The organism is Ruegeria sp. (assembly GCF_040830605.1).
Taxonomy (GTDB): Bacteria; Pseudomonadota; Alphaproteobacteria; order Rhodobacterales; family Rhodobacteraceae; genus Ruegeria.
In genome coordinates this window covers 300,424-323,704 of record NZ_JBFOMD010000009.1, presented here as the reverse complement: position 1 = coordinate 323,704, position 23,281 = coordinate 300,424, and the positions used below count along the sequence as shown (strand labels likewise).

23 protein-coding genes and 1 riboswitch are annotated in these 23,281 nt (G+C 65.5%); of the genes, 4 read left to right on the top strand and 19 right to left on the bottom strand.

The window, feature by feature from the left end; translation table 11 throughout:
* Positions 1-172: 172 nt before the first annotated feature.
* The 5 genes from AB3N21_RS15475 to AB3N21_RS15455 all read right to left on the bottom strand — a co-directional run bounded on the left by AB3N21_RS15475 (position 173) and on the right by AB3N21_RS15455 (position 6,833).
* Complete coding sequence (locus AB3N21_RS15475; protein WP_367936051.1) at positions 173-1,357, bottom strand: CaiB/BaiF CoA transferase family protein; 1,185 nt, start codon at positions 1,355-1,357, stop codon at positions 173-175.
* Entirely contained in the window at positions 1,344-2,963 is a 1,620-nt protein-coding gene (locus tag AB3N21_RS15470; RefSeq protein WP_367936147.1) for a thiamine pyrophosphate-binding protein, read from the bottom strand. The genes AB3N21_RS15475 and AB3N21_RS15470 overlap by 14 nt, the downstream gene beginning before the upstream one ends.
* Positions 2,964-3,033: 70 nt before the next feature.
* Positions 3,034-3,516 carry a DUF302 domain-containing protein gene (locus AB3N21_RS15465; protein ID WP_367936050.1) on the bottom strand — a complete coding sequence of 161 codons (483 nt, stop codon included), beginning with the start codon at positions 3,514-3,516 and terminating at the stop codon, positions 3,034-3,036.
* A 257-nt stretch (positions 3,517-3,773) separates the two neighbouring features.
* The gene (locus AB3N21_RS15460; protein ID WP_367936049.1) at positions 3,774-4,727 is read right to left on the bottom strand and encodes a dihydrodipicolinate synthase family protein; all 954 of its coding nucleotides are present in this window, start codon (positions 4,725-4,727) and stop codon (positions 3,774-3,776) included.
* Positions 4,728-4,730: 3 nt separating this feature from the next.
* Positions 4,731-6,833 carry a xanthine dehydrogenase family protein molybdopterin-binding subunit gene (locus tag AB3N21_RS15455; RefSeq protein ID WP_367936048.1) on the bottom strand — a complete coding sequence of 701 codons (2,103 nt, stop codon included), beginning with the start codon at positions 6,831-6,833 and terminating at the stop codon, positions 4,731-4,733.
* Between the two features lie 148 nt (positions 6,834-6,981).
* Here AB3N21_RS15455 and AB3N21_RS15450 point away from each other — a divergent pair, with 148 nt between their 5' ends.
* From AB3N21_RS15450 to AB3N21_RS15440, 3 genes are read left to right on the top strand one after another with little or no spacing between them, the layout of a single operon-like run.
* A complete protein-coding gene (locus tag AB3N21_RS15450; protein WP_367936146.1) occupies positions 6,982-7,764 on the top strand; it encodes an aspartate dehydrogenase in 783 nt (260 codons plus the stop codon).
* A gap of 39 nt (positions 7,765-7,803) precedes the next feature.
* Positions 7,804-8,754, top strand: coding sequence for a LysR substrate-binding domain-containing protein (locus AB3N21_RS15445; RefSeq protein WP_367936047.1), 951 nt, complete (start codon positions 7,804-7,806; stop codon positions 8,752-8,754).
* Between the two features lie 59 nt (positions 8,755-8,813).
* Entirely contained in the window at positions 8,814-9,173 is a 360-nt protein-coding gene (locus AB3N21_RS15440; protein ID WP_367936046.1) for a DUF1636 family protein, read from the top strand.
* On the opposite strand, the gene AB3N21_RS15435 is transcribed toward AB3N21_RS15440, so the two are convergent.
* From AB3N21_RS15435 to cbiE, 9 genes are all read right to left on the bottom strand, one after another.
* Entirely contained in the window at positions 9,161-9,652 is a 492-nt protein-coding gene (locus AB3N21_RS15435) for a hypothetical protein (protein ID WP_367936045.1), read from the bottom strand. The two genes, AB3N21_RS15440 and AB3N21_RS15435, sit on opposite strands and share 13 nt — an antisense overlap.
* Positions 9,653-9,716: 64 nt before the next feature.
* Positions 9,717-10,409, bottom strand: coding sequence for a CbtA family protein (locus tag AB3N21_RS15430; protein ID WP_367936044.1), 693 nt, complete (start codon positions 10,407-10,409; stop codon positions 9,717-9,719).
* A 3-nt stretch (positions 10,410-10,412) separates the two neighbouring features.
* Entirely contained in the window at positions 10,413-10,580 is a 168-nt protein-coding gene (locus tag AB3N21_RS15425) for a CbtB domain-containing protein (RefSeq protein WP_367936043.1), read from the bottom strand.
* Positions 10,581-10,615: 35 nt separating this feature from the next.
* Positions 10,616-10,827: riboswitch (cobalamin riboswitch) on the bottom strand.
* Between the two features lie 43 nt (positions 10,828-10,870).
* Complete coding sequence (cobF, locus tag AB3N21_RS15420) at positions 10,871-11,614, bottom strand: precorrin-6A synthase (deacetylating) (protein ID WP_367936042.1); 744 nt, start codon at positions 11,612-11,614, stop codon at positions 10,871-10,873.
* Positions 11,607-12,335: a uroporphyrinogen-III C-methyltransferase gene (gene cobA, locus AB3N21_RS15415; RefSeq protein WP_367936041.1), complete on the bottom strand. Its 729-nt coding sequence runs from the start codon at positions 12,333-12,335 to the stop codon at positions 11,607-11,609. The genes cobF and cobA overlap by 8 nt, the downstream gene beginning before the upstream one ends.
* Positions 12,332-13,660, bottom strand: a complete 1,329-nt coding sequence (locus tag AB3N21_RS15410; protein WP_367936040.1) for a cobyrinate a,c-diamide synthase — start codon at positions 13,658-13,660, stop codon at positions 12,332-12,334. Before AB3N21_RS15410 ends, cobA begins: the two co-directional genes overlap by 4 nt.
* On the bottom strand, positions 13,653-14,447 hold the full coding sequence (gene cobM, locus AB3N21_RS15405) for a precorrin-4 C(11)-methyltransferase (RefSeq protein WP_367936039.1): 795 nt from the start codon (positions 14,445-14,447) through the stop codon (positions 13,653-13,655). The genes AB3N21_RS15410 and cobM overlap by 8 nt, the downstream gene beginning before the upstream one ends.
* Positions 14,444-14,812: a cobalamin biosynthesis protein gene (locus AB3N21_RS15400; protein ID WP_367936038.1), complete on the bottom strand. Its 369-nt coding sequence runs from the start codon at positions 14,810-14,812 to the stop codon at positions 14,444-14,446. The genes cobM and AB3N21_RS15400 overlap by 4 nt, the downstream gene beginning before the upstream one ends.
* Entirely contained in the window at positions 14,809-16,008 is a 1,200-nt protein-coding gene (cbiE, locus tag AB3N21_RS15395; RefSeq protein WP_367936037.1) for a precorrin-6y C5,15-methyltransferase (decarboxylating) subunit CbiE, read from the bottom strand. Before cbiE ends, AB3N21_RS15400 begins: the two co-directional genes overlap by 4 nt.
* Here cbiE and AB3N21_RS15390 point away from each other — a divergent pair.
* On the top strand, positions 16,007-16,738 hold the full coding sequence (locus tag AB3N21_RS15390; RefSeq protein ID WP_367936036.1) for a cobalt-precorrin-6A reductase: 732 nt from the start codon (positions 16,007-16,009) through the stop codon (positions 16,736-16,738). The genes cbiE and AB3N21_RS15390 overlap by 2 nt on opposite strands.
* On the opposite strand, the gene cobJ is transcribed toward AB3N21_RS15390, so the two are convergent.
* Genes cobJ through cobN form a run of 5 tightly spaced genes read right to left on the bottom strand, consistent with a single transcriptional unit; the run spans position 16,729 to position 23,273 of the window.
* Positions 16,729-17,493, bottom strand: coding sequence for a precorrin-3B C(17)-methyltransferase (gene cobJ / locus AB3N21_RS15385; protein ID WP_367936035.1), 765 nt, complete (start codon positions 17,491-17,493; stop codon positions 16,729-16,731). The two genes, AB3N21_RS15390 and cobJ, sit on opposite strands and share 10 nt — an antisense overlap.
* Positions 17,490-18,218 carry a precorrin-2 C(20)-methyltransferase gene (locus tag AB3N21_RS15380; RefSeq protein ID WP_367936034.1) on the bottom strand — a complete coding sequence of 243 codons (729 nt, stop codon included), beginning with the start codon at positions 18,216-18,218 and terminating at the stop codon, positions 17,490-17,492. Before AB3N21_RS15380 ends, cobJ begins: the two co-directional genes overlap by 4 nt.
* On the bottom strand, positions 18,215-18,844 hold the full coding sequence (locus AB3N21_RS15375) for a precorrin-8X methylmutase (protein WP_367936033.1): 630 nt from the start codon (positions 18,842-18,844) through the stop codon (positions 18,215-18,217). The genes AB3N21_RS15380 and AB3N21_RS15375 overlap by 4 nt, the downstream gene beginning before the upstream one ends.
* Positions 18,844-19,983: a cobalamin biosynthesis protein CobG gene (locus tag AB3N21_RS15370; protein WP_367936032.1), complete on the bottom strand. Its 1,140-nt coding sequence runs from the start codon at positions 19,981-19,983 to the stop codon at positions 18,844-18,846. Before AB3N21_RS15370 ends, AB3N21_RS15375 begins: the two co-directional genes overlap by 1 nt.
* Positions 19,980-23,273: a cobaltochelatase subunit CobN gene (gene cobN / locus AB3N21_RS15365; protein ID WP_367936031.1), complete on the bottom strand. Its 3,294-nt coding sequence runs from the start codon at positions 23,271-23,273 to the stop codon at positions 19,980-19,982. The genes AB3N21_RS15370 and cobN overlap by 4 nt, the downstream gene beginning before the upstream one ends.
* Positions 23,274-23,281: the final 8 nt, after the last annotated feature.

Sequence of the window (23,281 nt, the reverse complement as noted above, 5' to 3'; positions counted from 1 at the left end):
CAATCCGATTTCGTTTTGTGGCTACCATTGCAATAGCAAACTGTATTGGTGCGCCGTATCAGTATCGACGTCGCTCGCGAATTGGTGAAAACCCGTGTGCGAAGAATCTGAGAAATCCCGCCGATTCAAGGGCATGTTTCAGCGATTTGCCGCGCATGACCCCGGGGATGTTTCAGTCTTCAAACGGGTTTTCAGAGCTCAGCACCGCCTCGGTATCGGCGCCGAAGGTGGGCGGGGCGTGGCGATAGGTGACCGGCGTGCGCGACAGGTTGAGCGGATTGCCGATCAGTTGCACCTCGCCCGGAGCGGCCCGCATCGCGATCTGCATCTGCCGTGCTGCAACCTGATCCGAGGCGAAAACCTGATCCAGCGTCCGCACCGGTCCGACCGGCACCCGGAGCGTTTCGAGCCCTTCGATCACCTCTGCCGTTACGCGCGTCCGCATGGCCGGGCGCAACTCGGCATTCAGCGCGTCGCGATGCTCTAGCCGCGCTGGGTTGGTAGCGAAACGGGCATCCTCGGACAGGTGGAAAAGATCAAGATAGTCGCAGAACCGTTTGAACTGGCTGTCATTCCCAACAGCAAGGATCACATGACCGTCGGCGGTTTCATAGACGTCATAGGGCACGATATTGGGGTGCCCGTTGCCGCGCCGCTGCGGCACCTGTCCGCTGGTCAGGTAATTCACGCCCTCGTTGATCAGCCAAGCCACCTGCGCATCGACCAGCGCCAGATCGATCTGCTGGCCCTCGCCGGTCAGGTCCCGGTGGCGCAGCGCGGCCAGGATGCCCACGGCAGCGTACATCCCGCACATCACGTCGGCGATGCCCACGCCCACCTTCATCGGTGCGCCTTCGGGTTCACCGGTCAGCGACATGATCCCGCCATAGCCTTGCGCCATCAGGTCATAACCGGGCTTGGCGGAATTCGGTCCGGTTTGCCCGTAGCCGGAGATCGAGCAATAGACGAGCCCCGGCAGATCGCCGCGCAGGCTGTCATAATCCAGCCCGTATTTCGCCAACCCGCCGGGTTTGAAATTCTCGATCAGGATATCCGCATGTCCCGCCAGCCGTCTGATCGCAGCCTGCCCCTCGGGCGTCGCGATATCCACTGCCACCGATTTCTTGTTTCGGTTGGCGGACATGAAATAGGCGCTCAGATCGGATCGGTTGCCTTCGGAATCCTCGACGTAAGGCGGCCCCCACTGGCGGGTGTCGTCGCCGCCGGTTGCCGGGTTTTCGATCTTGATCACGTTGGCGCCCAGATCGCCCAGCAACTGCGTGCAGGTCGGTCCGGCCAGAATGCGACTGAGATCCAGAACCTTGACGCCTTTCAGCGGTCCGTCAGATGCGGCCATCGTAGCCTCCCCGGTCGATCTCGGCGGCAATGACGGTAAAGCTGTCGGCTTGCATCGCCGCCTCCAGCGCCGCGCGCAGCTCGGCCCGGTTGCGGACGGTGTGGCCGTGGCCGCCAAAGGCACGCCCTATGGCGGCAAAGTCGTGGCGGTCGAAATCCACGCCCCGGTTCGCCATCTGGCGCCCGCGCTGTTTCAATTCGATCAGCGCCAGCGATGCGTCGACAAAGACCAGAAAGATCGGGTTTCCGCCCATTTCCACGGCTGTCGACAGTTCTCCGGCTACCATCAGGAACCCGGCGTCGCCGGAAAAGCTGATCACGGGCCGGTCGGGGGCGGCCAGTTTCAGCCCGATCGCCATCGGCACCGCGCATCCCATGGTGCAGAGCGCCGAGCTTTGGATCAGCCCGCGCGGCTCGGTGCATTGCCACATCTGGCTCAGCAGGATGCGATGCGCGCCGCTGTCGGCGGTGGCCAGCGTGTTTGCGGGCAGCACGTCGCGCGCCTCGGCGATGATCCCTGCAGGCCCCCAGTCATCATCCATTGGAAAGGCCCGCGCCAGCGCCTCGCGCACTGCCTGCGGTTCCCCGCCTGGCCAGGTCTCCCGCGCAGGGTTGCCCTTGGCGACGGCCTCCAATGTGGCGCCGGTATCGGCTACAAAGTTGAGTCCGGCTTGGTGCATGTAGTGGTCATTCACCGCCGCCGAGATATCGATCACGCGTTGCGAGTCCGGGTCCCACACCTCGCGCCAGCCGGGGCGCATCTCGATAGGGTCATAGCCCAGACACAGGATCAGGTCGGCCTGTTCGACCAGCGGCAACAGGTGCTTGTCCGCCAGTGGCGACAGCCCCGCGCCGCCCAGGCACAGCGGGTGCTCCTCGGGTACGACCCCCTTGGCCTTGTAGGTGGTGACGAAGGGAATGCGGAAATGCTCAAGAAATGCCTGCAGGACGCGGTTGGAATTTCCCTCCAGCAGGTCCAGGCCAACGACAGCCAACGGGCGCTCCGCCTCGGCCACCCATTTCCGCGCCTTCTCCAGACAGGTGCCTTCGGGTGAAACCGGAGCTGCCTGCTTGAGGCGGCGGCGTTTCGGGTCTCGCACACGGGTGTCGGCGACCGAAATCGGCACGTCGATATGCACCGGGCCCGGGCGGGCCTGCGTGGCCAGCGACACCGCCTTGTCGGCGATGATATCCGCGCCCTCGGGCGTCATGCGAAAGGTGCCCTTGGTGATCGAGCGATAGATCTGTTGGTGGTCCATCACCTGATGGGTATAGGTCAGCGCCTCATCCGCATCGACGCAGCCAGTCAGCACGATCATCGGCACCCGGTCCTGCAGGGCGTTGGCCACAACGTTGATCCCGTTCATGGCCCCGGGCCCTAGCGTCGCCACCAGAATCGCGGGCGCGCCGTCCCGGTGATGCACGCCTTCGGCCATGAAACCGGCGGCGTTTTCGTGCTTGGCCAGATGAAAGGTGATGCCCGCCTGCTCAAGCGCGTCCACCAGCGTCAGAACCTCGCCGCCCGGCATTCCGAAAGCATGGCGGCATCCGGCCTCGTAGAGCCGTTTGGCCAGAAGATCCGCGGCGCGGGGCATGAGGTCCTGCATCATTTGTGCTCCGTTTCAGTCCTGAGACCGCAGATTGCGGAGGCAGCGGGCAGGCGCAAGCCGGATCACGTCAGTGTGACTGTTTGGCGGCCGTTTCGGCGATCACCCGAAACGTTTTGTCCAATTCCTGGGCAATCCCCTCCAGCACTGCGCCACCTTCTTCCATGTAGGGTGCGAAGACGTGGCTGGGGAGTTTATAGGACAGCGTGGCGGTGCCGTCCTCGTTTTCGGTAACATAGAGGCGGATCGGCGCCTCGATCATCGCGGCGGTCGAGGTTTCCAGTACCCGAACGGCGAAGTCGTTGTTGAAGATGCCGATAACCCGGTTGCCCGGGATGGCGATGCCGCGCGCGGCGGCGGCTTTGGTGGGCCCAGCCTGCGTCACCGCGATCAACCCGTTCGCTTTTACCGCCGTTTTCACATCCGCCACGAGGGCGTCATAGCTCTTGCCGGTCCGGTGTACAGCCCAGCCGTCACGCGGGTTAAGATCGGAGGCCCAGCCGGGCAGGGTGGCGAGGATAAGGGCGAAGAAGGCGAGGAAAATCCGTTTCATCTGTCCGGCTCCGGTCGTCGTGATGTTGGATTGATGCCAGATATTGCTGCGAAATGCTGTCACAATCGCGTGGTCTGCACCGTCAGATGCCCGACTGAAGTGAACCTGAGGCAGAGATGCTCCCACCGGTCGTTCGACATGCCTAGCGGCACGTCTACTCCCTTTGGGCCCGGCAGCGCGCGGGCCTTGCCCGCGCGCTGCCGGGCTGCCCCGCCGTCCGCAGGACGCAAGGCCGAAGGCCGCGCAGGTTCCATCAATCATAGGCGCAGGCCGCAGGATTCAAAGGCGGCCCGGGCCGCTGCTTTCTCCTCTTCCGTCAACTCCAGCATCGGAAACCGAACCCTGCCGCCGATCTGGCCCAACAGTTCCTGCCAGTATTTGCCATGCGCATGTGGTTTTCCGGCAGGCTTGGTCTCCCGGATAGCCCGCCGCACCGGTTCCAGACTGTCGCGGAGCACGCGGGCCTCGTCGATGCGCCCTTCGAAGGCCAACTGCGTATAGTCATGCATCCGCCGGTCATTGGCTGTCTGCAGCAGGTAGGGTGGAGAGGAGCACAGATAGAGCTTCCATCCCAAATCCACGACATTGTCGAACCACTCCTCTTCGGACGCAGTCGAGACCTGTATCCGGTTCCCGGCCAGTTCCGTCAGCCGCACATACATCTCACGCGGGACCGAGTATTTTATCGCCACCACGTTGGGCAGGTCGGCGATACGGGCGCACAGCTCAGGGCTCATCAGATACCCGCTGTCAGGATGGCTCCACATGGCGATGCCGATATCGATCGCATCGCTGATCGCTTTGTAATAGCGATAAACCGTCTCGTCCTGATCCTTGACGAAGTTCAGAACCGGCGTGTGCACGACGATGTAATCCGCCCCGCAATCCTGCGCATGGCGAGCCAGTTCCATCACCGTGTCGAAATTCTGGTCCGAGACCGACATGATCGTGCCGGCCTTGCCATCGGTTTCTTCTATCGCGATCTCCAGATTGCGCTTGCGCTCTTCGACCGACATCGAAAAGAACTCGCCCTGCTTGCCGGCGATGAACAGGCCCGCGATACCCAGATCGCCGATCCAGTGACGAATATTGTGGCGAAAGCCCGCCTCGTCAAAGCTCAGATCGGGCCGGAACGGATTGAGCGCTGCTGCCCAGATGCCACGCATGTGTTCGCGGGCGTGGTCCTTGGCGTCGAGCTTGCTGTATTTCATCTGTCATTTCTCCGTTTCGGCGGCGCGGATCGCCTGCCACAGGGGCAGGCTGGTCAGCGGCATCTGCAGGTCAGTCACGCCCAGCGGGCTGAGCGCGTCGATGGCGGCGTTCAGGAGGGCGGCGGGTGCACCGATGGTCCCGGCTTCGCCCACACCCTTGGTCCCCAGTGCATTGGCATCGGTCGGCGTTTCCATCTTGTGGATCGCCAGCGGCGGCAGATCGGCGGCGCGGGGCAGGGCGTAATCCATCAGCGATCCGGTCAGAAGCTGACCGTCTTCGTAGTGTAGCGCCTCCATCATCGCCTCGCCGAACCCCTGCGCGAAGCCGCCCCGGATCTGACCCTCGACCATCATTGGGTTGATCAGGCGCCCGGCGTCGTCCATGCACGAGACGTGGTGGACCGTGGGCGCGCCGGTCTCGCGGTCGATGCTCATCGCGGCCAGATAGCAGCCATAGCCCCAGGCTTCGTGCGGCGCGTCATAGCGCAGTTCGGCGGTCAGGGGCAGGGCTTCACCTTTCACCCTGCGGGACAGTATCTCGGCGCAGGCGGCCTGCACCGCACTCGCCCCGATGGGCGTGCTGCGGCTGGCCAGCGCGCCGATGCCGGGCGGGCAACTTTCGGTGTCGCCGTGCCGGACGGTGACCTGCTCCGGGTTCAGGCCAAGCGTGTCTGCGGCCACCTGAGCCAGCGCCGTTTCGCGCCCGTGCCCCTGCGTGCTGCCACCTGTTGCCACGACCGCGCCACTCTCGGTCAGGGTAACTCGCGCGCTTTCCCAGCCGGTGCCCGAAGGTTCCACATAGAAGGCCAGCCCCAAACCGAACAGTTTTCCTTCGGCCCGGCGCTTTTTCCGCTCGGCAAGCAATGGGGCATAATCCGCCGAGGCGAGCAGCCGGTCCAGCGCCTCGGCATAGCGCCCGGAATCCAGCCGGTATCCTGTGGGAGTGCCACAGGGCAGAGTTTCGGGCGGCAATAGGTTGCGTCTCCGGATCTCAGCCGGGTCCAGCCCGGTGGCCCGCGCCGCCTTGTCCACCAGCCGCTCCATCAGCGTGCAGGCCTCGGGCCGTCCCGCGCCGCGATAGATGCCGACCGGCGCGGTGTTGTCCATGCGGGCGATGGTCGAGACCTCAACCGCATCCACCCGGTATCCGCCGGGAAGGATGCGTGCTGCGTTCCAGGCTGGGATCAGAGCCGAGTTTGGCAGCCAATGGCCCAGCGGGGCCGCCGCCTCGGCCCGGAGACCGAGGAACCTGCCCGTGCCATCCACAGCCAGGTCCCCGCGCATGCGCAGGCCGCGCCCGTGGGTGGCGGACAGAAAATCCTCGCTGCGGGTCGCGGTCCAGCGCACCGGGCGCTGCAACCGCCGGGCCGCCCAGACTGCTACGACCTCTTCGGGATAGAGCGAGGCCTTCATCCCGAACGCGCCGCCCACATCCGGGGCGATCACCCGTAGTCGTTCCGGGGACAAGTTCAGAATGCGCGCCAGTTCGGACCGGGCCCGGTGCGGGGTCTGGGTCGAGAGCCAGACCGTCAGGACGTCGTCCTTCGGCGCCACCGCAATCGCGCGCGGCTCGAGCGGTGAGGGAGCGAGCCGGGGGTGGTGGAGGTCCACCGAAACCACATGTGCGGCCTGCGCAAATGCCGCTTCGGTATCGCCGCTGGTCCAGCTTTGCCCGGCGGCAGGTTGGTCGAGCGAAATGTCGTCTTCGTCGATATCCAGCCAAATCGCTTCTACTGCGTCCTGCGCCTGCTCTGCCGTCTCTGCCAGCACAGCGGCCACTGGTTGCCCGACCGCCTCGACCCGTTCGGCGGCAAGCAGCGGGTATGGCGGCTCCAATTGCAGCGGCAAGATCGGATTCACGTTCAGAGCGTCCATTCTCCCAAGGTCTTCCATCCGGAAAATGGACACGATACCCGGCAGTTCGGCCGCGTCCTTCACGTCGCACTCCACGATCCGGCCGCGGGGCAGAGGGCTGCGCAGGAAGGCCAGATGCAGCGCTCCGGACAACTGGATATCGTCCACGAAGCACCCTTCGCCGCGTAGCAAGCGCGGGTCTTCGCGGCGACGTATGGGGCGGCCGATATGGGCTTGTGGGGCATCGCGCAAGGATACGATCTCCGCTGGGTCGCGTCCGATCCTGCGGGGGCAGTGCCTGCCGGGCAAATCAGGAAATTCTATCTGGATATCGGAAAAGCGGATAGCACTGAGGCGTGGATATGTGAAAACCGTGAGGGCAGCGGGAGGAAACATCATGATGCCCATCGCTTTCATCGGACATGGCGCCATCGCCAGTTATGCGGCCCGTCGCTGCCCGGACGGTGCCGAGATCATCGCCGTTATCTGCCGGCTGGGGCGCGAGGCTGCAGCGCGTCAGGTGATGGGCGCACCTGCCATAACTGAGGTTGCCGATCTTCCGAAACGTCCCGATCTGCTGATCGACTGCGCCGGGCATGCGGGGCTCAGGGCGCATGGCGTGGCCGCCTTGCGGGCGGGGATCGACGTGCTGACGGTCTCGGTCGGTGCGCTGGCGGACGCGGAGCTGCACTCCGAACTGGTCGAAGCGGCACAGGCGGGACATGCGCAGCTCAGCGTCGCGTCAGGAGCCATCGGCTCGCTTGATGCTCTGTCTGCCGCTGCCGAGGGTGGGGCGCTGAGCGTGACCTATACCGGACGCAAACCACCGCGCGGCTGGCGTGGATCGCGGGCCGAGGAGGTGCTGGACCTCGATAACCTGACCGCAGCGGCCACCCATTTCGAAGGCTCGGCACGCGAGGCCGCGCGGCTTTATCCAAAGAACGCGAACGTGGCCGCTGCCGTGGCACTGGCAGGGGCTGGGCTGGACGACACCCGCGCCGTTCTGATCGCTGACCCGAAAGCCACCCGCAACATCCACGAGGTACAGGCCGAGGGCGCCTTTGGCCGGTTCCGCTTTGAAATCCAGGGCAACACGCTGCCGGACAATCCAAGATCCTCGGCCCTGACGGCGATGAGCGTGGTGCGTGAGATCCACAGACGTATCTCTCCGATCCAGATATAGCTTTGACGGATATCTGGATGCGGTGCTATTTGGAAACCCATGAGCCATTCCCAGATCCGCATCGTCGAACGGGTTCTGACCCGGCTGAAGCTCAAGCAACTGCGCCTGCTGGTGGCCGTGGGCGAGCAGCACTCGATCCTGCACGCCGCGCAGTCGCTGCATATCTCGCAACCCGCCGCCACCAAGCTGATCAAGGATCTGGAACTGGACTTTGGCGTGCAGCTCTTCGATCGCACCAATCGCGGCATGGTGCCCACCGTGTTCGGCAAGGCGCTGATCCGGCATGGCAAGCTGATCCTGGCGCAGATTTCCCATGCCGCGCAGGAGTTGGATGATCTGAACGAGGGTAATGGCGGGCGCGTGGTGGTGGGCACGTTGCTGGCCGCCTCGGCTGAGTTTCTGCCCCGGGTGATGCAGCGCCTGCTGACCGAAAAGCCCGAACTGGTGGTCAAGCTGGTCGAAGGGACGAACGAGGTGCTGATGCCTGCCTTACGCGCAGGTGAGGTCGATCTGGTTGTGGGCCGCCTGCCGGTGCACCGCCACCGCAGCGAAATCGTGCAGGAACGGCTGTTCGACGAGCAGGTGATCTGCGTCGCCCGGGCCGGACATTCGGCGCATGATCTGCCTGCGCCGGAACTGACCGACCTGATGGCATATCCGTGGATTCTGCCGCCCGCCGAGACCACGCTGCGCCGCCAGCTGGATCAGATCTTTGTCGGAGCGGGGGGCGATGCGCCCCGGTTTCCGGTCGAGTCGGTGTCGTATCTGACCAATCGCAGCCTGTTGGTGTCCTCGGACATGCTGGCCATCATGCCCGCCCATGTGCCGACCCGTGATATCGAGGCCGGTCTCCTCCGGCAGGTGAACTGGACCGTGCCCATTCCCATCGGTCCAGTGGGCGTGTCGATGCGGAAATCGGTGGCGCTGTCGCCGCCGGTCGACGGGTTCCTCGCAGCGTTGCGGCGTGAGGCGGCGGAGATGATGGGCTGAGCTTGCGCTTCGCCTCTGAAGCGGTCACAACACAGGGCTAACAGAGGAACTGGCCCGGAATGCCCAACCCCAGAATTCGACTGCTTTTGTGCTCAAGCTGCACCGGCACGCGGGACCGCGGTGCCGAGCGGCAGGTGGTGACCGAAGCGCTGGCCGAGGCCGGGCTGGCTGGACAGGTCGAACTGGGGGATCACGCTTGTTTCAGTGCCTGCGCCGGGCCGGTCTCGTTGGCGCTGCAGGGGCAGGGTATGGCTTCATATGTGTTTTCAGGTCTCGATCCGGTGGCTGATGCTACCGACATTGCGGCGACCTGCCGGACCTACATTGATGCTCCGAAAGGCTGGATCGAAGACGCCCGGCCATGCGGGCGGCTTCGGGAGTGTCTGCGGGCGAGGGTACCCGCGCTTCAGTCCACCTGAATCGTGGTCGAGACCGCAACAGGCACATTGTCCACCATCAGCGGGCTATGGCTGTTGGCGTTCAGCGAAACCTCGATCTCGACCTCGCCCTTGGGCAGGTTGGTCAGGTGATACCAGTTGCTGTAGAGGCGGCCCAGCTTGGTGCCGTTGACATAGATATGCGCATGGCCTTCGCCGGGGATATCGGTGCTGGAGGCATTCTCGGGCGAGAACCGGAAATTCTGCGGCATCACGTGCAGGTTCCATCCGGCCATCGGGTCCTTGATCACGTCGATTTTCAGGCCCGGCGCATCCTCGCCCGCGGGCAGGTTGACGGCGGTGGAGTGGTCGTGGGCGGCGGCTTCGGCGCTGCCGCCGTGCTGGGACGGGTCGGAGTGGTCATGGCCATCGAAGGTGACGCCATTGCCTGCGGCGATCACGAAACCGGTGCCGCCGCCGAAGACGAGGCCGATGGCGAAGAGTGCGAGTGAGCGGGACATATCTGTTCCTTGGACAAAGAAAGACCCCGCCGGGACGGGCCCGGCGGGGATCATGCAAGTCGGATCAGGCGGCGGCTTCGGCCCGGGCGCTTTCGGATTGCCAGAAATATCCGGCAAATGTGCCCAGCAGAATCCAGGCCGCCATGCCGATGCCGAAGGCACGCGCGGCAAACAGGGCACCGATCTCGGTCGGTACCGGGCCCGAGAAGCTGTCGGGCTCGGGCGCGCCGATCAGATGCGGGGCCAGCAGCAGCGCGGCGGCGATCAGGTAGCTTACCAGATTGCCGCCAAAGGCGATCAGCCACATGGCGATTCCGGCGGCGGCCACCGTTGCGGTCCACCAGATCTGGCGCACGGCCACATCGGCGGCGGCGACACCCGGCACCTCGGGCGCCAGCGACAGGCCGGGCGCGAAGTGGAAGGTGACGAACCCGGCCAGCCCCCAGAGCAGGCCCGAGCGTGCGTTAACCGCGTGGCCCTGACGTTCGGCCATCGACATCAGCGCCACCATGACCAGCGAATAGCCGGTATAGGTCAGCATGGTGAAGACGATGCTCAGCCCGTCGCGCATGGCGTCGAACCCGGGCAGCTCGGGATGAGCGCTGACCGCCTCACCTCCGAAATGCACCAGCTCGCCGGACTCATAAAGCTCGGCGTGAAGCAGAACGGGCTGCACAAAAACCAGCTGCAGCAGGGCGGCAATCAACCCCGCTGCAGCGCCAGCGAACAACGCGCTGGTCAGAATGCGACTGAACATGGGTCAGTGGCAGGGGAAGCCGGTTGCGTGGCGCACGTCGTGAGCGGCGTCATGCAGGGCGGATGCCTGAACATGGCCGGTCAGGGTGATGATCCCCAGACCCAGAACCACAGCAAACAGAACAGGAGCAAAGGTACCTGCCGCAGATGCCTTGATCGTTTTGGTCGTCATTTCATGTCCTCCTAAGCCGCCGCACCCGACGGCCGGTGTTTCATTTTATGCCTGGCAGGTCTCCTGGCTCGCGGGTCGGTGCCTCTGTTCGCCTTCCCCCCGGACAGGTCCGGGAGTGGCTGGTTGAACAGGGGCTCACCGCTTACAGTCGCGGGGGCGGCTTGGGCTTTGAACGCTTGCGCGCCCGCACCCAATTCCCTCTTAGCATCCGGATTGCTCCGGCAGGACCAGACCCGCCCATTTAGCCGCGATGGGCGCCCCGGCGCAATCGTCATTTGCGACCTCTTAGGTCAATTCCCGCGCTTTTTGAGCAGGTAGATATCCATGATCCACCCGTGGTCGGCCCGTGCCTGTGCCCGGGTGTCGAGAATCCGTTTAGCCACATCCGCCAGTGGGCCGTGGATCAGAATCTCTTCCTTCATGCCCACATACGCACCCCACCAGATGTCGTAATCGCACATCTCAAGGCTTCGGAACGAGCATTCGCCATCCAGCATCACCGCGACTTTTTCGACACCCTCAGGCCAGCCCTCATCCCGGATACGCCGCCCGGTGGTCACCAGATAAGGCGCGCCGATCTCGTTGATCGGGATCGCGTGCGCCGCCGTCAGCGCCTGCAACGCGGTAATGCCAGGGATCACCTTCGTCTTTGGCTGCGGCTCCAGCCGCGAGGCGATTCGCAGAGAGCTGTCATAGAGCGACGGATCGCCCCAGATCAGAAGCGCCACCTGTTTCGCCTGGCTTTGCGTTGCAATCGCCTCCTGCCAGCGCAGCGCGATGGCGTCGTGCCATTCGTCCACGCCACGCAGATAGCCATCTTCGGCGCGGCGCCTGGGGATATCGAAATAAGCGATCTGCGGCGCAGTCTCGGTCACCTGAGCGATGATCTCCTCACGCAGCCCCGCCAGATCCGCCTTGTTCTCGCCCTTGCGCGGGATCAGGATCAGGTCCGCCGCCCGGATCGCCTGCGCGCCCTGAAAGGTCACGTGATCCGGGTTGCCGGTGCCGATGCCGATCAGGTTCAGTTCATACATCCCCAAACTCCGCCAACGGGCCATAGAGGATCAGGGCCGGGGCGGTGCCAATCTCGTCGCTCAGCTTCTCGGCCAACGCCCCGACGGTAGCACGGTGCAAGGTCTGGTCGGGGGTCGAGACCGATTCCGCCATCAGCGCCGGAGTGTCGATCGGCAGGCCATGGGCGTGCAGCGCCTCGACCAATAGCGGAAAGGTGCGCTTGCCCATGAACACAACAGTGGTGGCGCCGGGATCGGCCAGCGCGGGCAGGTTCAGATCCTCGGGCAGTTTGCCGCTGATGTCGTGGCCGGTGACGAACTGCACCCGCCGCGCGGTCAGCCGCCGGGTCAGCGGAATGCCCGCCGCCGCCGCTGCCGCAACCGCCGAGGGGATGCCGGGGATGATCTCATACCCGATCCCGGCGTCGCGCAGCGCCACCAGTTCCTCCTCCAGCCGCCCGAACAGCCCGCCATCGCCGGATTTCAGCCGCACCACATGCGCACCGGTCTGCGCATAGTCCACCAGCAACCGGCTCACGTGGTCCTGCTTGGGCGAGGGGCGGCCCGCGCGCTTGCCGACGCCCACCAGATCGGCCTCTTCCCGCGCATGGGTCAGGATCGGTCCGCTGCTCAGGTCGTCGAACAGCACCGCATCGGCCTTTTGCAGCCGATCCACCGCCTTGAGCGTCAGCAGTTCCGGATCGCCCGGACCAGAGCCGATAAACGAAACGAACCCGCTCACTGGCTGGCCTCGGCGATCAGGTGAAAGAAGGTGCCGGTCACATTGCCACGCACCGATCCTGTTTGCGGTCCTTCAGCCCCTTCGGCGTCGAAGACCCGCGCGAGCGGCGCGTCCGGCTGTTCGATGATCGAGGAATAGTGGAACTCGTGCCCGCGCAGAGCCGTACCCGAATCGAACCCCGGCATCGGCGCGGTCAGATGCGCCTTACGATAGCCAAGATTGAACTTGCGCTTCTCATACGACGTCACCAGCCCCAGCAACCCGGCCATCTTGTGTCGGGTCCCGTCCTTGTCGATCAGCACATCGCCCAAAGCCATGTAGCCGCCGCATTCCCCATGAACCGTCCGGGTTTCGGCATGTTTGCGCAAGCCGTTCAGAAAAGTCTCGGCCGCGGCCAGAGTACCCGCATGCAGTTCCGGATATCCGCCAGGCAACCAGACCAGATCGGCATCTGCCGCCGGGGCCTCATCTGCCAGCGGTGAAAACGGCAGGATTTCCGCCCCTGCCGCACGCCAGCCCTCCAGCAGATGCGGATAGGTAAAGGAAAACGCCGCGTCCTGCGCCAATGCGATCCGCTGGGCCGGTGGCCGCGGCAGCGCGACCGACGACGGTCCCTTGGGGCTTGAGGAGGCCGCCAGCCTGATCGCTTCCAGATCCACATGCTCACGCAGAAACGCCGCATACCCGGCAATCGCAGTTTCCAGATCTGGATGCTCGACCGCCTGGATCAGACCCAGATGCCGCTCGGGCAGTGTCAGATCGCCCCGGCGCGGCAGCACGCCCAGCACCGGCAGACCCGCGCGCTCCATCCCTAGCCGGGTCAGCCGCTCATGCCGCGGGCTGGCGCAGCGGTTCAGGATCACCCCAGCAAAGGGCAGGTCCGGGTTGTACATCCGGAATCCCAGCGCCGTGGCCGCCGCCGACTGCGCCTGACCGCCCACATCCAGCACGAGCACCACCGGCCAGCCCATGCGCAGCGCGGTCTCGGCGCTCGACCCGCGACCCAGCTCGCCCGGCTTGGCGACCCCGTCGAACAGGCCCATCGACCCCTCAGCCACCACGATATCCGCGCCGTCTGCCTTCGCCGAGATCGCGCCCAGCAGCGGCTCACTCATCGCCCAGCTGTCGAGGTTGAACGACGCCCGCCCCGCCGCCGCGCTGTGAAAGGCTGGATCGATATAGTCCGGCCCGCTCTTGAAGGGTTGCACGGCCAGTCCGTCCTCGGCCAGCGCCCGCAACAGCCCCAGCATCACTGTGGTCTTGCCGGTGCCCGAAGACGGCGCCGAAATCAAAAGGCCCGGCGGATTAGTCATCGCCTCAGTCATCTCCGGGGCTCCAACTCGACCATGGGCTGTCCACATTCTGCGGGCGGTAGCGGCGGTCGTAGGTTTTGGAATAGAGGCAGCTTTCGTCGAAGCCTTCGCCCGCAAGCGTCGGCCCCACCAGGATTAGCGCAGTGCGCGAGATGCTCTCGTCCAACGCGTCCTTCAGCGTGGCCAGCGTCGCGCGGATGATCCGCTCATCCGGCCAACTAGCGCGATAGGCCACCGCGACCGGGCAATCGGCGCCGTAATGCGGTGTCAGGTCCGCGATCACCTTGTCCAGATTGCCGATCGACAGGTGAATGGCCAGTGTCGCACCGGTACGGGCAAAGTTCTCCAGCGTCTCACCCTCGGGCATCGACGACGCACGACCCGGCGTGCGGGTCAGCACCACCGATTGTGCCAAACCGGGCAGGGTCAGTTCGGTGCCAAGCGCCGCCGCGGCGGCGGCAAAGGAGGGCACGCCGGGCGTCACGCTGACCGGGATGCCCATTGCCTTCAGGCGCCGGATCTGTTCACCCATCGCCGACCAGACCGACAGATCGCCCGAATGCAGCCGCGCCACGTCGTGACCTGCCTCATGCGCGGCCTCGATCTCAGCCATGATCTGATCCAGATCCATCGGAGCGGTGTTCACGATCTTTGCGCCCTCGGGGCAGTGGCCCAGAATTTCCTCGGGCACCAGCGAGCCAGCATAGAGGCAGACCGGACAGGACGCGATGATGTCGCGCCCGCGCAGGGTCAGCAGGTCGGCGGCACCCGGTCCGGCGCCGATGAAATGAACGGTCATGTCTGTTCTCCTGTGGCGACCGCGCAGGTGGCAAGGCGGTCGGTCGAGATACGTCGGGTGGAAACCAGCCGCGCACTCGGTCCGGCTGCGGCAAGAGCAGCGGCTTCGGCGACGCTTCCGGTGTTGCGTTCGGTGAGGCTGCGCTGGGATCGGGTCACGGGCTCCACGGCTTCAAGCGCGGCCTCGGAAACGGGACGAACGGTTAGGCCAAGCCGGGTGGCCAGATCGGTGAAGGCCGGGTGGGCGGCCTTGTCCTCGGCCGTGGCCAGCGCCGTCACGGGATGCCCGCCCGCTGCTGCGTGATAGGCGTCGATCAGGCTTGCCGCCGTGGCGGCGGACGAAAACCCGAATCCTGCAACGATCATAGCGTCACGCTCCACTGCACCACCGGGTAGGCGGACTTCCACCCTCGGCGTGGACCCAACGGGGCGGCCTGCGCCAGTTCGATCCGCAGCAACTCTCCGCCCAGCTTTTCCTGCCACAGCGCCAGCAGTGCCTCGCTCTCCAACGTTACCGAGTTGGCCACAACGCGTGTTCCTGCGGGCAGGTGTTCCCTCAGCCAGTTCAACAGAGCTTCGCTCAGCCCACCGCCGATGAATACCACATCCGGCAGTGCCAGCCCGTCCAGGACCTCCGGCGCGGTGCCATGGATCACCTCCAGCCGGTCCTGCCCAAGCGCATCGGCATTGCGCCGGATGCGTTCTGCCCGTTCTGCAAGCGGCTCGATGCTGGTTGCGGTCAGGCTGGGATCGCTCATTAGCCACTCGATGCTGATCGAGCCGGTACCGCCGCCGATGTCCCACAGGTGCTCCCCCCGATGCGGCGCCAGCGCCGAGAGCGTCAGAGCCCGCACCGGGCGTTTGGTGATCTGGCCGTCGGTTTCAAAGATCTCGTCCGGCTTCCCGGACGCCTTTGGGACCGCCTGACCCGGGCCAGCAACCTCCAGCCCGACGCAGATCGGATGCGCGAAGGACCCCAGCAGAGCTTCGGTCAGCGATATTTTCTGTGTGCGTTCGCGCGGCCCACCGAGCGCCTCCAGAATGTGTAAGGAGCTGTCGGCAAAGCCGGTCTCGTTCAGATACGTCGCCAGCTCGGCCACCGCGGCCCCGTTGCGCAGCAAGAGGATGGCGCGCAAACCCCGGGCCAGATGCGGACGCAGGCGGGTCAGGGGGGCGGCGTGCAGCCCGAAGGTCAGGATATCTTCCAGCGGCCAGGCCAGACGCGCAGCTGCTAGCGAAAAAGTCGATTGGCCGGGTAGGGCGGTCCATTCGCCGGCCTTGAAATGCCGCGCGATGACCGAACCTGCGCCGAACCAGAACGGATCGCCCGAGGCCAGGACGACCGTATGGCGCCCCCGGAAACCGGTCAGGATCGGAATGCCTTCCGAAAACGGAACCGGCCATTCCACCCGCTCGGCGCCGGTTTCGGGCAGCAGGGACAGATGGCGTGGTGGCCCCATGATCACCTCGGCCCGGTCCAGCACTTGACGGCTTGCAGGGGACAAGCCATCCAGTCCATCTTCACCCAACCCGACGACGGTCAGCCACGGAGCTTCAGTCATGTTTCACCTCCTGATCCTTGGCGGCACGACCGAGGCCAACATTTTGGCCAAAGCCGTTTCCGATCAAGGGGTAGCGGCGACCTATTCCTACGCGGGCCGCGTCGACAATCCCCGTCCGCAACCCCTGCCGACCCGCGTGGGCGGCTTTGGCGGCGCTCAGGGGCTGGCGCGCTACATCCGCGATCACGGCATCAGCCATGTGGTGGACGCCACCCATCCGTTTGCCGCGCAGATGAGCCGCAACGCCGCCACGGCCTGCGCCGAGACTGGCACGCCGCTCGCCGCGCTGACCCGCCCAGCTTGGGGCGCGCAAGAGGGCGACCGCTGGCACCATGTGCCCGACATCCCGGCGGCGGTTGCGGCGCTGTCCGGCCCCCCCAAGCGCGTCTTCCTTGCCGTAGGCCGCATGCATCTTGAGGACTTCTCCGCCCAGCCCCAGCACCATTACCTGCTGCGGCTGGTGGACGCGCCCACCGCGCTGCCGTTGCCGGACTGCGACGTGGTGGTCTCGCGCGGCCCCTTCACTGTTGAGGGAGACACGGCCCTGATGGAGCGCCACGGAACCGAGCTGGTCGTGTCCAAGAACGCAGGCGGCACCGGGGCGCGGGCCAAGCTGGACGCGGCGCGCGCGTTGGGCTTGGCCGTTCTGATGATCGACCGCCCGGCAATGCCGGAGCGGGTCGAACTGGCAACGGTGCCACAGGTTCTGAACTGGCTGGCTCATGCCTGATCCCCGGTGGGCGTGAACCTCGGCGTGTAAACGATCGGCGCGCCGGAGCGCTCGATCACCCGTGTCCGCGACGAGCCCACGATCACCACGGTCTGCATATCCGCCATTTCGGGCGTCGCCTCGGCCAGCGTCGAGATGCGGATGGCCTCATCCGGGCGCGAGACGGCGCGGGCAAACAGGATCAGCCGTTCCGGCTCGCATTCCTCACGCAGGATTTCCAGCGTTTTTACAAAGCCTTCGGGCCGTGACTTCGAGCGCGGATTGTAGAATGCCATGGCGAAGTCCCCCTGCGCAGCGAGCCGCAGACGCTTCTCGATCAGCTCCCACGGCTTGAGGTTGTCGCTGAGATTGATGGCGCAGAAATCGTGGCCCAGCGGTGCACCCGCCCGGGCCGAGGCCGCGAGCATCGCGGTGATGCCCGGCAGCACCGAAATCTCCAGATCGCACCATTCGGCGGGGCCGTTTTCCAGCGCCTCATAAACGGCAGACGCCATGGCAAACACGCCCGGATCGCCCGAGGATACTACGACCACACGTTTGCCCTCAGCCGCCATTTGCAGCGCATGCTGCGAGCGGTCGATCTCAACCCGGTTGTCGCTGGCGTGCAGAGTCAGTCCCTCACGCTCGGCAACCCGCGCCACATAGGGGATATATCCCACCACATCGGTTGCCTCAGCCAGCGCTTCGGTCACCTCGGGCGTGATCAGCGCATCGTCGCCCGGCCCGAGGCCTGCGATCCTGATCCAACCGCTCATGGCCGCCGCCCCTGACCGTGCACGATGATGATCGAGAAATAGGGGGTGACCTTGCCACAGGCCTCGGTCAGTTTCGTCACCGTCTGGTTCGACATCTGCGCGTATTCCACGATCCAGGCCCGGTCATACAGTCCAGCGGTCTTCAGCGCCCGCTTCACTTTGTCGATATTGCGCCCGATCTTCATCACCACCAGCGCGTCGGTCTGCGCCATTCGGGTGGCCAGCAGATCCTCTGGCAGGGTGCCGACCAGCACGGTCAGCACATCGTCGCCCCAGGTGATCGGATCGCCGGTCGCCGTCCAGGCACCGGACATACCGGTGATGGCAGGCACCACTTCCACCGGAGCTTCGTTGCGCAAGCGGCTGTAAAGATGCATGAAAGAGCCATAGAAGAACGGATCGCCCTCACACAGCACAACCACATCCTTGCCCTGATCCGACAGCTCTTTCAGCCGTTTTGTGCAATCCTTGTAGAACGCGGCCAGCAGTTCATTGTAACGCGGGTCGGTCACCGGGATTTCCGTGGTGACTGGGTATTCCATCGGGAACTCGACGGCATCACCGGGGATCATACCGTTGACGATCTTGCGCGCCTGTCCGGTGCGGCCCGGTTTGCGGAAATAGGCCACGTGCCGGGCACCGCGCAGCAGCCGGTCGGCGCGGACACTCATCAGATCCGGATCGCCGGGGCCGAGGCCCACGCCATATATGGTTCCCATCTTCATTCCGCCCGGCTTGCGATGGCGTTGATGGCGGCCACGGTAATGGCGCTGCCGCCCAGACGGCCCTTGACGATGCAGGACGGCACCGGTTGTGCCTCCCACAGAGCGTCTTTCGACTCGACCGCACCAACGAACCCGACCGGGCAGCCGATGATGGCGGCGGGGCGGGGACAGGCGGGATCTTCGAGCATATTGAGCAGGTGGAAGAGCGCCGTGGGCGCGTTGCCGACGGCCACCAGCGCACCCTCCAGCCGGGGCCGCCACAATTCCAGCGCCGCCGCTGAGCGGGTGTTGCCCATCTCCGCCGCCAGCGGCCGCACACGCTCGTCATGCAGCGTGCAGATCACCTCGTTATCGGCAGGCAGGCGAAAGCGGGTGACGCCTTCGGAGACCATGCGCGCATCGCATAGGATTGGCGCCCCTCCTTCCAGAGCGTTGCGGGCGGCCTGTACGAAGCCGGGCGAGAAATGCACGTATTTCTCAAGGCCTACCATCCCGGCGGCGTGTATCATCCGGACGGCAACCTGCTCCTCATCGGCGTCGAACCGGGCCAGATTGGCCTCGGACCGGATGGTGGCAAAGCTCTGTTTGTAGATCGCCGCGCCGTCGGTTTCGTATTCGTAGGGCATCAGGTGAGGTCCATGGTCGTCAGTGTTGCGGGGCTCAGGCCGCGTTGGCAGGGCTCATCCCCCGCGCGGCCGTCTTTTACAAGATCAAATCGTCCGGCATTGCCCACCAGCGCTACATCTGCCTTGCCCATGCGAGCGCAGCCCTTGGGGCAGCCCGAGACATGCAGTGATCCGTTGATGCGCGGAGCCAAAGCGCGAGCGATATCGCGCGTCTCCACCTGCGCCTGCGGGCAGAACGGTGCCCCGGGGCAGGCGTCGGTGGTCAGGAGCGGGTCGGTGCCGTCGGTGACAAATGCCGGAGCGGGTATCGCCGCCCCGCCTTCCAGCAGGATCAGCCGCCAGGGGGTGACCCGCAGGGCCACGGCGCCACTCTCGGCGATCAACTGCGCCAAATCTGCAGCGGGCAATTGTCCGAACGCGGCGCCATAGAGCGGGCCGAGCGGCGTTATCCCCGGTTGCGGCGGCTTACCTATGGGTCCAGGGACCGCGCCCTGCCAGTCCTGCGGCAGCGGCTTGGCCCGGACCAGCCGCGCCATGCGGCGGGTGTCCTGTGTGTAGTTCTCCGAGAACCAACGGGCGAGGTCGAGCAGCCGGTCGATGGCTTCATCCTCGCGCACCACCCGTCCGGTTTCCACATCATCGGCACGCAGGATCAGGCCTTCCGCGCCCGCCTCTAAACGGATATCGGCGGAGTCGCCGCTTAACAGCCGCTCGGGTCCCGCATCCACAGCAAAACCGAACTTCGCAGGCAGGGGTGGCAGTTCGCCAAGGCGGTTGATCAGTTCCTGAACCAGCCGTGCCGTCAGATCTCCTGCCTGGTAGAGTGGCGTGACGAGAATGTTGCGCCGTACCTCGATGCCCGGTTCTGCGTCCAGCAGATCCATAGCCGCCAGTTCGGCCAGCAGCGGCTGGTGGTCCGCCTCGGCCACGCCGCGCAGTTGCAGGTTGGCGCGGTTGGTCAGGTCGATGGTGCCGTTGCCGAACCGTTCCGCCGCCGCGCAAAGGCCCAGTACCTGATTTGCCGTCAGCCGCGCCAGTCGAGGCCGCACCCGCACCACCAGACCGTCGCCGGACATCATGGGGCGGTGGGCGCCGGGGCACCAGCCCTGAACAATCGGTTTTGCGGTAAGTGCGCTCATAGCAACCCTTCCATCCCGGCGCGGATCGAGTTCCGGCGGGTGTCCCACAGACCCGCCTTGTAGAGTGCGCGGAACTTGTCCTGCATCGCCTCACGCGCCTGCGGGTTGGCCTCGGCCAAGAATGCATCCACCTCCGGATCGCCCAGCGTGGCGTCGTGATAGAGGTCAAAGAGATGTGGTGCGACGGTACCCGACAGATGCGCGAAACTCGCCATGTGGTCGAGCGTCGCCGCGATTTCAGCCGCCCCCCGGAACCCGTGCCGCTGCATGCCTGCGATCCAGCCCGGATTTGCGGCGCGGGCATGGACGACGCGGCTGATTTCCTCGGGCAGGGTCCGGGCGCGTGGCGTCTCGGGATTGGTGTTGTCCAGATGATAAAGCTGCGCGGTGCCGCCGGTGACCTGCTTAGCCGCCGCAAACCCGGCCTCATGGGTGGCGTAGTCATTGGCCAGCAACAGGTCGGTTTCGCTGAGGTCCTGCAAATGCACGAAACTGTCGGCATTGGCGACACGCTCGGTGATGCCTTGGGCGTCGCGAGCAATATGCTCGCCCTCCAGTGCAAAGGAGCTTGCGTCCAGCCAAGCCTGACCGGCGGCGGTGCGGGCATCTTCAGTATAGGTCTCGGAGAGATGCTGCATCCCCAACCCGTAGCTGCCCGGCGCCGGGCCATAGACGCGCGCGGTGGATTCCTGCCCGGCATAGGGGTTCCAATCGATCGCTTCATCCCGGGCGCATAGTGCGCGGATCGCCTGCCCATAAAGCGCCGATAGCGTCGGGAACACGTCTCGGAAAAGGCCCGACACCCGCAGCGTCACGTCCAGACGCGGGCGGTCCAGATCGGTGATCGGCAGCACTTCGATGCCTGAGACCCGCTCGGACCCGGCATCCCAGATCGGTTTCACTCCGAGCAGATGCAGTGCCATGGCGAACTCCTCGCCGGCGGTGCGCATGGTGGCCGAGCCCCAGAGATCCACGATCAGCCCATTGGGATAGTCGCCTTCCTCCTGCAGATGCCGCCGCACCAGTTCCTCGGCCAGCTTCACCCCCTGCGCATAGGCCGCGCGCGTTGGGACCGAGCGCGGATCGGTGGTGTAGAGGTTGCGCCCGGTTGGCAGCACATCCGAGCGTCCACGATAGGGTGAGCCGGAGGGGCCAGCCTCGATCCGTTTGCCTGCCAGTGCGTCCAGCAGGGCGGCGCGTTCGGCGCGGGCCGAAGGGGCCGCGTCGAACTTGCCGGTCACTTCCGGAATGCGGCCAAACACATGCAGCCCGTCGCCGAACTGGCTCTCCTTGATGTCGCAGACGAAGCGGTCGATGCGGGTGATCGCCTCGGCAGTCGAGGTGGCGCGGTCGAGGCCCAGATCGTCCTCCAGCCCGATGGCCTGCGCCTCGTCGCGGATATGGGCCTGCAGCCGGTCGCGGCGTTTCGGGTCCAGCCCGTCAGCGTTCGAGAACTCGTCCAGCGCCGCCTCGAGCCGTACCATCCGGTCCGGCGTGCCGCTCGCCCGCAGGGGCGGCGGGATGTGGCCCAGCGTGACGGCGCCGATACGACGCTTGGCCTGCGCGGCCTCGCCGGGGTCGTTGACGATGAACGGATAGATCACAGGCAGATCGCCGATCAGCGCTTTGGGCCAGCATTCATCCGACAGGGCGACCGACTTGCCGGGCAGCCACTCCAGCGTGCCATGCGCGCCGATATGGATCAGCGCGTCGGCCTGCGCCGCGTGCCGCAGCCAGAGGTAGAAGGCGACATAGCCGTGGCGGGGGGTGCGCGAGAGGTCATGGTACTCGTCATTGCGCAGCTCGGGCGTGCCGCGTTCAGGTTGCAGGGCAACTATGGCCATGCCACGCCGCAGGGCGGTGAAATGCAGGGCGCCGTCCGCATAGGCCGGATCATCTTCGGGCTGTCCCCAGACGGTCTTCAGGTCCTGCCGCAAGCTATCGGGCAGGGTGGCGAGGGCCTTGCGATACTCCGCAAGCGGCCAGATCATCCGCGCACCTTGCAGTGTTTTGGCAATTGGTTCCGCAGGTGCTGCGTCATAACCCTCGGTGGCCATGTCCCCCAGCATCGCCTCAGCCGAGGCCAGTGCATCCAGACCCACTGCATGGGCCATCTGCCAATCCTTTCCGGGATAGGTCGATAGAACCAGAACCGGCAATTGTTCCGCCTTTGGCCTGGCCGCCAGCCGCACCCAGCCGCTGACCCGGTCCACCAGCGCTGCGATCTGGTCAGGCTCGGGCGTGTGCAGGGCGCGGGCGAATTGCAGATGCTCGTCGCGCTGGCCGAGTTCCTTGAACGAGACAACGCTGCCGGTGATGCGGCCATCGACCTCCGGCAGCACCACATGCATGGCCAGATCGGCGGGCGACAGGCCGCGTTCCGCCTCATCCCACGCCTTGCGGTTCGAGGTGGCGAGCATGGCCTGAAACACCGGCACGCCCGCGGCATCGAGCGGCGAGGTGCCGCTGTCGCCCTTGCCCGAAAATGCGGTGGCATTGACGATGGCGGCCGGGCTCAGCGCGGCGGTCTGTTCTGCCAGCCACTTGGCCGATGCGGGCGCTTTCAGAGATGGCGCGAACAGCCCCACCGCATTGAAATCGCGCGCGCGGAGGGCGCGGATCAGGGCGGCGATGGGGGCTGTGTCGGCAGCAGTCAGATAGGCGCGATAGAAGGTGATGAGGACGCGTGGCTTGTCGCCCTCGAACGCAGTCTCGATCGGGATCACACCCCGGTCCGGGCACCACGCGCCGCATTCGGGTAGTACCTTCGATCCCATCACCGGCCCGGCATAAAGCCCGGTGGCGAGCGCCATCTGTGCCAGCGCGGCCTGTGCCGCCACCTCGCCGCCGGTATCGCAGAGATGCGCCAGACGGCGGAGGGTCGAGACGGGCAGGGTGGAATACGCATCCAGCCGCGTATCCTCGCGCCCATCGGCGGGCAGGACGGCCAGCGCCAGCCCTCTGGCCTGCGCCAGCGCGTAAACCTGCTGCAGCCCGTAGGGCCAATAGGGCACCCCGCCGATCAGGCGGATCAGGATGCCCGCGGCGCCCTCTAGCGTCTGCTCGACATAGATATCGACCGAAAGCGGATGTTTCAGCGCCGCCAGATTGGCCAGCCGCAGGGTCGGCATCCGCCCCTCGGGCCCGCCGCCACGATGCCAGCCCGCCGCGAAAGCGCCAAGGTCACTGTCCGAGAAGGACAGCACCACCAGATCACCCGGGCTCTGGCCCAGATCGGTCGGGGTCTCGTTCTCTTCGAGCCCATGGCTTTCGCGGAAGACGACATGCATCGGCGGGC

Bases quoted from the DNA above. Each gene is read 5' to 3' on its own strand.
- AB3N21_RS15475 (WP_367936051.1), bottom strand. From the start codon at position 1,357: ATGGCCGCATCTGACGGACCGCTGAAAGGCGTCAAGGTTCTGGATCTC.
- AB3N21_RS15470 (WP_367936147.1), bottom strand. From the start codon at position 2,963: ATGCAGGACCTCATGCCCCGCGCCGCGGATCTTCTGGCCAAACGGCTC.
- AB3N21_RS15465 (WP_367936050.1), bottom strand. From the start codon at position 3,516: ATGAAACGGATTTTCCTCGCCTTCTTCGCCCTTATCCTCGCCACCCTG.
- AB3N21_RS15460 (WP_367936049.1), bottom strand. From the start codon at position 4,727: ATGAAATACAGCAAGCTCGACGCCAAGGACCACGCCCGCGAACACATG.
- AB3N21_RS15450 (WP_367936146.1), top strand. From the start codon at position 6,982: ATGCCCATCGCTTTCATCGGACATGGCGCCATCGCCAGTTATGCGGCC.
- AB3N21_RS15445 (WP_367936047.1), top strand. From the start codon at position 7,804: ATGAGCCATTCCCAGATCCGCATCGTCGAACGGGTTCTGACCCGGCTG.
- AB3N21_RS15440 (WP_367936046.1), top strand. From the start codon at position 8,814: ATGCCCAACCCCAGAATTCGACTGCTTTTGTGCTCAAGCTGCACCGGC.
- AB3N21_RS15435 (WP_367936045.1), bottom strand. From the start codon at position 9,652: ATGTCCCGCTCACTCGCACTCTTCGCCATCGGCCTCGTCTTCGGCGGC.
- AB3N21_RS15430 (WP_367936044.1), bottom strand. From the start codon at position 10,409: ATGTTCAGTCGCATTCTGACCAGCGCGTTGTTCGCTGGCGCTGCAGCG.
- AB3N21_RS15425 (WP_367936043.1), bottom strand. From the start codon at position 10,580: ATGACGACCAAAACGATCAAGGCATCTGCGGCAGGTACCTTTGCTCCT.
- cobF (WP_367936042.1), bottom strand. From the start codon at position 11,614: ATGTATGAACTGAACCTGATCGGCATCGGCACCGGCAACCCGGATCAC.
- AB3N21_RS15410 (WP_367936040.1), bottom strand. From the start codon at position 13,660: ATGACTGAGGCGATGACTAATCCGCCGGGCCTTTTGATTTCGGCGCCG.
- cobM (WP_367936039.1), bottom strand. From the start codon at position 14,447: ATGACCGTTCATTTCATCGGCGCCGGACCGGGTGCCGCCGACCTGCTG.
- AB3N21_RS15400 (WP_367936038.1), bottom strand. From the start codon at position 14,812: ATGATCGTTGCAGGATTCGGGTTTTCGTCCGCCGCCACGGCGGCAAGC.
- AB3N21_RS15390 (WP_367936036.1), top strand. From the start codon at position 16,007: ATGTTTCACCTCCTGATCCTTGGCGGCACGACCGAGGCCAACATTTTG.
- cbiE (WP_367936037.1), bottom strand. From the start codon at position 16,008: ATGACTGAAGCTCCGTGGCTGACCGTCGTCGGGTTGGGTGAAGATGGA.
- cobJ (WP_367936035.1), bottom strand. From the start codon at position 17,493: ATGAGCGGTTGGATCAGGATCGCAGGCCTCGGGCCGGGCGACGATGCG.
- AB3N21_RS15380 (WP_367936034.1), bottom strand. From the start codon at position 18,218: ATGAAGATGGGAACCATATATGGCGTGGGCCTCGGCCCCGGCGATCCG.
- AB3N21_RS15375 (WP_367936033.1), bottom strand. From the start codon at position 18,844: ATGCCCTACGAATACGAAACCGACGGCGCGGCGATCTACAAACAGAGC.
- AB3N21_RS15370 (WP_367936032.1), bottom strand. From the start codon at position 19,983: ATGAGCGCACTTACCGCAAAACCGATTGTTCAGGGCTGGTGCCCCGGC.
- cobN (WP_367936031.1), bottom strand. From the start codon at position 23,273: ATGCATGTCGTCTTCCGCGAAAGCCATGGGCTCGAAGAGAACGAGACC.